This is a genomic window from Bacteroides sp. L10-4 (assembly GCF_013373675.1).
GTDB lineage: Bacteria > Bacteroidota > Bacteroidia > Bacteroidales > Bacteroidaceae > Bacteroides > Bacteroides muris.
On the sequence record NZ_JABXJH010000108.1, the window covers coordinates 1 to 5,593 of the forward strand.

General features: G+C 46.0%; 6 protein-coding genes and 1 pseudogene. 1 reads left to right on the plus strand and 6 read right to left on the minus strand.

Annotated elements, in window-relative coordinates:
• Window positions 1-143: 143 nt before the first annotated feature.
• From HU824_RS18975 to HU824_RS18990, 4 genes and pseudogenes are all read right to left on the minus strand, one after another.
• Window positions 144-953, minus strand: a complete 810-nt coding sequence (locus HU824_RS18975; protein ID WP_136010814.1) for a patatin-like phospholipase family protein — start codon at window positions 951-953, stop codon at window positions 144-146.
• A 123-nt stretch (window positions 954-1,076) separates the two neighbouring features.
• A pseudogene (locus HU824_RS18980) lies at window positions 1,077-1,296 on the minus strand (hydroxyacid dehydrogenase); the annotation flags it as partial.
• Window positions 1,297-1,378: 82 nt separating this feature from the next.
• Window positions 1,379-1,888: an ECF transporter S component gene (locus HU824_RS18985; protein WP_176469698.1), complete on the minus strand. Its 510-nt coding sequence runs from the start codon at window positions 1,886-1,888 to the stop codon at window positions 1,379-1,381.
• 69 nt (window positions 1,889-1,957) lie between these two features.
• A complete protein-coding gene (locus HU824_RS18990; protein ID WP_136010816.1) occupies window positions 1,958-3,079 on the minus strand; it encodes a DUF362 domain-containing protein in 1,122 nt (373 codons plus the stop codon).
• A gap of 168 nt (window positions 3,080-3,247) precedes the next feature.
• Here HU824_RS18990 and HU824_RS18995 point away from each other — a divergent pair, with 168 nt between their 5' ends.
• A complete protein-coding gene (locus HU824_RS18995; RefSeq protein WP_136010817.1) occupies window positions 3,248-3,895 on the plus strand; it encodes a DUF4476 domain-containing protein in 648 nt (215 codons plus the stop codon).
• 108 nt (window positions 3,896-4,003) lie between these two features.
• Here HU824_RS18995 and thiD read toward each other — a convergent pair whose 3' ends face one another.
• Window positions 4,004-4,831, minus strand: a complete 828-nt coding sequence (gene thiD, locus HU824_RS19000; protein ID WP_176469699.1) for a bifunctional hydroxymethylpyrimidine kinase/phosphomethylpyrimidine kinase — start codon at window positions 4,829-4,831, stop codon at window positions 4,004-4,006.
• Window positions 4,832-4,838: 7 nt separating this feature from the next.
• Complete coding sequence (locus HU824_RS19005) at window positions 4,839-5,453, minus strand: thiamine phosphate synthase (protein ID WP_176469700.1); 615 nt, start codon at window positions 5,451-5,453, stop codon at window positions 4,839-4,841.
• Between the last annotated feature and the right edge of the window lie 140 nt (window positions 5,454-5,593).

The following is a 5,593-nucleotide window of genomic DNA, read 5'->3' on the forward strand; positions in this document are numbered from 1 at the left end:
AAAGAATTTTTAGCAGGTCCGGTCTGAAACCGAACAGAACTTTTAATACTAAACTTATCAAAGAACTCTTTGGCATAGTGGCAGAAGCCGCTTAGCCGATATGGTGAATTTTTAACGGACTATTATATTATAGAATGGTTATTTTATTCTTTCCAAATGCTACCTTTGTCAATGAGCAGGCGTTCCAATATATCATTGGTCGTATTATATCCTTGCATGAATATCTCCTCTGCCTTTTCCAGCTCCGTATTGCTGTATCCCTCCAGATTATAAGGCTCTATCAACAAATCAGCCTTCTCGCGTTCAGGAAAAGAGTTGGAACGGAACATAAAGTTATAGGAACGTAAGGCAATGCTCACAATGTTCATTTTATACTTGGTTGCCATCAGAGGGCTGACATTCACGGCAATCACTTTCTCGCATATACGGCGGAGGGTAGAGGTCGGCAGGTTCATCAGCAGACCTCCATCCACGTAATGTGTACCGTCTATATTGACCGGAGCAAACAATACAGGCATGCAACACGAAGCTGCTATGCGTTCGGCGATGTCACCTTTATGGAAATGTACCAGACGTCCATGGTCCAAATCAGTAGCAGTAATAATCAGAGGAATTTGCAGTTCTTCCAGTTTTTGGGATTTCAAATTGCTTTTCAGGAAATCGATGAATTCTCCCAGTTCAAATAATCCCACTTTGGGAATCACCAGTTTGGTCAAGTCCTGAAACTTGTGTCCGGCAAAGTAGTCAAGAACTTTATGCGGTTCATTGCCGTCAGCGTAGAATACCCCGGCCAAGGCTCCGGCACTGACTCCGGAAAGTATATTGGGCTTGATGTCATGTTCCAATAAAGATTGCATGGCACCCAAATGGGCAAAGCCTTTGATGAAACCGCCGCTCAAGGCAAAACCTATTGGATATTTCTTAGTGAACCAGTTGTTCGTTACTACTTCCATGTTGAAAATATGATATATTGTTCGGCACGAAATTAATGATTTTATTGTAGGGAGAAAGGAAAATAACGGAAAAATATTCCAAGAAGGACAGAAAAAGAATGCTATGAGCGCTACATTCTTCAATTAAAAGCCCAAATCGTCTACTTGTACTTCTTCTTTCTTTTCAATAAAAGGCATAGCTTCCTGCTGTACGCTGTTTCCCTCGATATATGCCGCGCGGAAAGGACGGGCAGGGCAGACATACTCACAACCACTGCAACTTGTTCCGTACATATGCACAATGCTGTTTTCTTTAATAAATACCACCCATCTGTGTCAGATGCTTCTCTTCTATCCTTACTGGGCGTGGTGGCAAGAACATTTTTAGCTTGTGCCATTACTTGCAGCGTTGTGGGGCTGTCCGTATGGCGTATAATATAAGATGATTAGATTCTTGCGATTGCTTTCAACAGTGCATATCCTCCGAACCACTGAATCAGCATACCCGGAATGCCCATACGGAAATCTTGCACAGCCAGAAAGAAATTATCGCACAGCGCCCATTCAAAAGCTGTACCGACAATTTGATAAGAGATGATTACACCCAGCAATGCCGATAAAGAGATATTCTTGGCATAGCGTGCAGCAAGAGCGGCGGCTCCGGCTAGCAGACCGGACTTTATAAGTATGGCCGGCAACACGGCTGCTGCAGGCATGGCAAAAAGCAGATGATTAACGACCGGAGACAAGAGAGCCGTCAGCAAACCTACCTTGAAACCATATTTATAAGCAGCTATCAGTGTGAAGAAATAAATGGGAAGCAGCGTCGGACCGCCTGTCGGGACTAGATGACAGAGTTGCGGTAGCGCGATGTTTCCTGCCACGAATAGTAGGGCGAATAGATAGGTCTTTACGTTGCCGAAAGGCAAAGAATAAAGTTTTGCAGATGTTTCCATTTGTATAATATTAAGTATTAGTTGATAAATTTGTTTTTATAGTGACTGCTTGAAGCTGAAAAAGTTAAATTAAATTTTCATCAATTCATATTCCATGGTTCCCAATCCGATTTTCTCGGCATGGCGCAATCCGGCAAGCCAGTCTGTGTCAGGGTGCATCAAGTGGAACTTGTCGCGTCCACACAAGTCGTCGTGCTCGTGTGCCGTGGCAAGGCGATTGTTGCTGTGCAGTATCGGGGCTTGGATGACCATGTCTGCACATGCCTTGTCCAATGCAACCGGGTCTGCCGAAGCCAGAATGCCGAGGTCGGGCACGATGGCGGCATCGTTGTGGTTCCAACAGTCACATTCGGGAGATACGTTCATGATGAAGCTGATATGGAAATGGGGCTTGCCCATAACGACAGCGAGGGCATATTCAGCAATCTTGTAGTTCAGGCGCTCGGAAGTGTCTTCGGCTCCCATCACGGCACCGTCGTGCTGGCAGAGGGCTACGCACTGTCCGCAACCTACGCATTTGGTGTAGTCTATTTCTGCCTTGCGGCTGGTATTGAGGTGCACGGCGTCGTGTGCGCAGTGCTTCACGCAGATGTTGCAGCCTATGCAGTTTTCCACATCAATCTTGGGTTGCGAGGCGCAGTGCAGTTCCAGCTTTCCGCCTACGCTGGCACATCCCATGCCCAGATTCTTCAAAGCACCGCCAAAGCCGGCTTGTTCGTGTCCCTTGAAGTGGTTCATGCTGATTACAATATCGGCGTCGGCTATTGCTGCACCGATTTTTGGCGCCGGACAATATTCTCCGTTCAGAGGGATTTCGCGGTAGTCCGTTCCCTTCAGTCCGTCGCCGATAATGACTTGGCACTGGGCCGAAATGGGGTTGAAGCCGTTTTCCATCGCGCTTTGCAAGTGGTCTACGGCATTGGCACGACGACCGGAATACAGTGTGTTGCAGTCCGTCAGGAAAGGTTTGGCTCCCAGGCTGCGGAGCAGGGTTGCCATTCGAGCTGCATAATTGGGACGCAAGTATGCCAGATTACCGGGTTCGCCGAAATGGATTTTAATGGCAGCAAAGCTGTCTTTCAAAGGAAGCTGCTCGATGCCTGCCCTCTTCAGCAAGCGTTCCATTTTATCCAAAAGATTGGATGTAGGGGAGGTACGCAAGTCAGAGTAGTATACTTTTGCTTTTTCCATGTGTTTTACCTATTTATAGTGATAGTATCTGCAAAAATAGCGGATTATTTCCATATTATTTAGGTATATGGCTAAAAAAGTAGGGAAATCCCTTTTCACAAATAGGGGGATAATAAGAGGTGTATCCATGTTTCTTCTTACCTTTGCTACAACTAAAAACTCGATAAGATGAAGACAATTAGACTAATTATTGCGGGACTGGTAATGACGATGGGATTCACCAGTTGTTCCAGTTTGTTTTATGATGCTAAGGCAGATGTGTTGAACAGTATCCAGAAAGGGATGAGTAGGCAGGAAGTCACCAAGATATTGGGAACTCCCGAATATCGCCGCTTCGACCGGGATATAGAAGAATGGGAATATTCCAGAGTGCTGTCCGGTAAAAGTAATATTACCCGAACTCAGATTGTCGTGACTTTTGAAGGTGGAAGAGTCGTTGCGATGGATTCATTCTCCAGAGAGCCATGTACGTTGCCGGTAGTTTCCGGTGGAGTTGTGATAGATTCTCCAGTTCCGGTTTACGTCAAGGGGATGCATCCCGAAGACTTCCGGCATTTTTATGAAAGGGTGAAGTCCCGCCCTTTCAAGGATGATCAAATTGAAATGATGAGAACCGTTGCCCGAAACAACAGTCTGAACTGTGCGCAATGCGCCAGTCTGATGGCACTGTATACTTTTGATGACGACAAGATGAAAGTTCTCAGAATATTCGCCTCCAATATCGCAGATCCGGAAAACTACGAAGCGATTTTAGACATCATTGATTCACTGTTCAAGAAAGACGATGCCAAGAAAATTCTGGGTATACGCTATTAAGCAGCAGGCTCGTCGAAACGCATTATCCGTTAGCGTCAAATACATAATGTACCGGAGGCTGATAGATAATGTGTTTAGGGTAAACAGATAATGCGTTTCGGCCTATTCCTATTCCGACAAAGGGAAGTGCCATAACGGACCGTTCCCATGTCCTATATTCATATCTTTCCCTTGGTTTATCGCAGTACTTATATACTCTTTAGCCTTACGGACTGCTTCATCGAGCTTGCTGCCCCCGGCAAGGAATGTAGCTATGGCAGATGAAAGGGTACACCCCGTGCCGTGCAGATTGCGGCTTTCTATTTTTGGGGTGGAGTAGAGGATGCACCCGGATGGCAGGTCGTCAGCCCCGGCAGAAGGTTGCTGGCAATAAAGTACGTCGCACATGTTGTTACCTTCCAAATGTCCGCCTTTGATGAGGACGGCGGTATTGTATCTGCCGGATAATTCACGGGCTGCTTGCTGCATCTCCACAGTGTCGGTAATGACCTGCCCCCATAGCAAGCTCGCTTCACTCAGGTTGGGAGTGACGAGAGTGCATAGCGGAAACAATTCTACCTTAATGGCACGGATGGTTTCTTCGGTCATCAAACACCGTCCACTGGTTGATACCATGACCGGATCATACACCACAAATTTCGGACAGTATTTTTTGAGACATCCGGCGATGACAGTTACGATACCGGCATCATGTACCATACCTATCTTGACGGCATCCGGTTGTAAATCATCCATTACGGATATGATTTGTGCCCTGACCATATCTGCAGGTATCGGATAAACCGATTGTACTCCCAGTGTGTTTTGTGCAGTAACAGCCGTGATAACGGAAGCGGCATAACTGCCTAAAGCAGAAATGGCCTTTATATCTGCTTGTATGCCCGCACCGCCCGAACAGTCGGAACCGGCAATAGAAAGGATAGTAGGAGGAAGCATGGGAAAATTAAAAATTAAAGGGGGACAGTCTGGGGGGACAGAAAAATTGTTTTAGGTGGAGGAAGTGGGGGAGAAAATCTTCTTCCGTCTGCTGCCAAATATTTCCCAATAGGGCGGCACCTCCGAAACCTAAAGAGGTTATTTCCTGAAGACGTTCCAGACTGATGCCGCCCAATGCCATCACCTTTGAGTCGATAATACCGGCCTGCTGCGCTTTCTTCAAAGTATCGGAGGAATAAGCGGAAGAGTAGCCTTCTTTGGATATACTGTCATAAATAGGGCTAAGGAATACATAGTTGCAATCTGATTTATGTTTCAACACTTCTTCAAGAGAGTGACAAGAGCAACTGACATGTCCCGTATATCCGGCAGGCATCTGCGGATTGCGTCCGTTCAGATGAATTCCTTTCAGACCGAAGACGGATGTCAGTTGGAATTGTTCGTGTGTGACAATGCGCGACATATATTCCACCGGTAACTGTCGAAGAAAACTATCAATCTCTTCAGCCGAGGATTCCGGCTTGCGCAGGTGGAGTATTTCCAATCCGTTTCGGAATAAGGAGGTAACTGCCGCTGCCTCTCCTTTGAAGAATTGCGGTGTGGTAATGACTATCAGTTTCATTGTATATTATTTAATTTAAGTTTCGCAAGTTCAGCTTGCTAGTTTTAATTTGTAAATATCGCATATATGGTTCATCTCTTCCGACCTGTTAATCATCACATCATAGATATCCTCATCGGCCAAACCGAAGAGGTTTGCTA

What these genes read in the sequence shown, in the direction of transcription:
- HU824_RS18990 (WP_136010816.1), bottom strand. Translation starts at nt 3,079, where the DNA reads ATGGAAAAAGCAAAAGTATACTACTCTGACTTGCGTACCTCCCCTACA.
- HU824_RS18985 (WP_176469698.1), bottom strand. Translation starts at nt 1,888, where the DNA reads ATGGAAACATCTGCAAAACTTTATTCTTTGCCTTTCGGCAACGTAAAG.
- HU824_RS19005 (WP_176469700.1), bottom strand. Translation starts at nt 5,453, where the DNA reads ATGAAACTGATAGTCATTACCACACCGCAATTCTTCAAAGGAGAGGCA.
- thiD (WP_176469699.1), bottom strand. Translation starts at nt 4,831, where the DNA reads ATGCTTCCTCCTACTATCCTTTCTATTGCCGGTTCCGACTGTTCGGGC.
- HU824_RS18975 (WP_136010814.1), bottom strand. Translation starts at nt 953, where the DNA reads ATGGAAGTAGTAACGAACAACTGGTTCACTAAGAAATATCCAATAGGT.
- HU824_RS18995 (WP_136010817.1), top strand. Translation starts at nt 3,248, where the DNA reads ATGAAGACAATTAGACTAATTATTGCGGGACTGGTAATGACGATGGGA.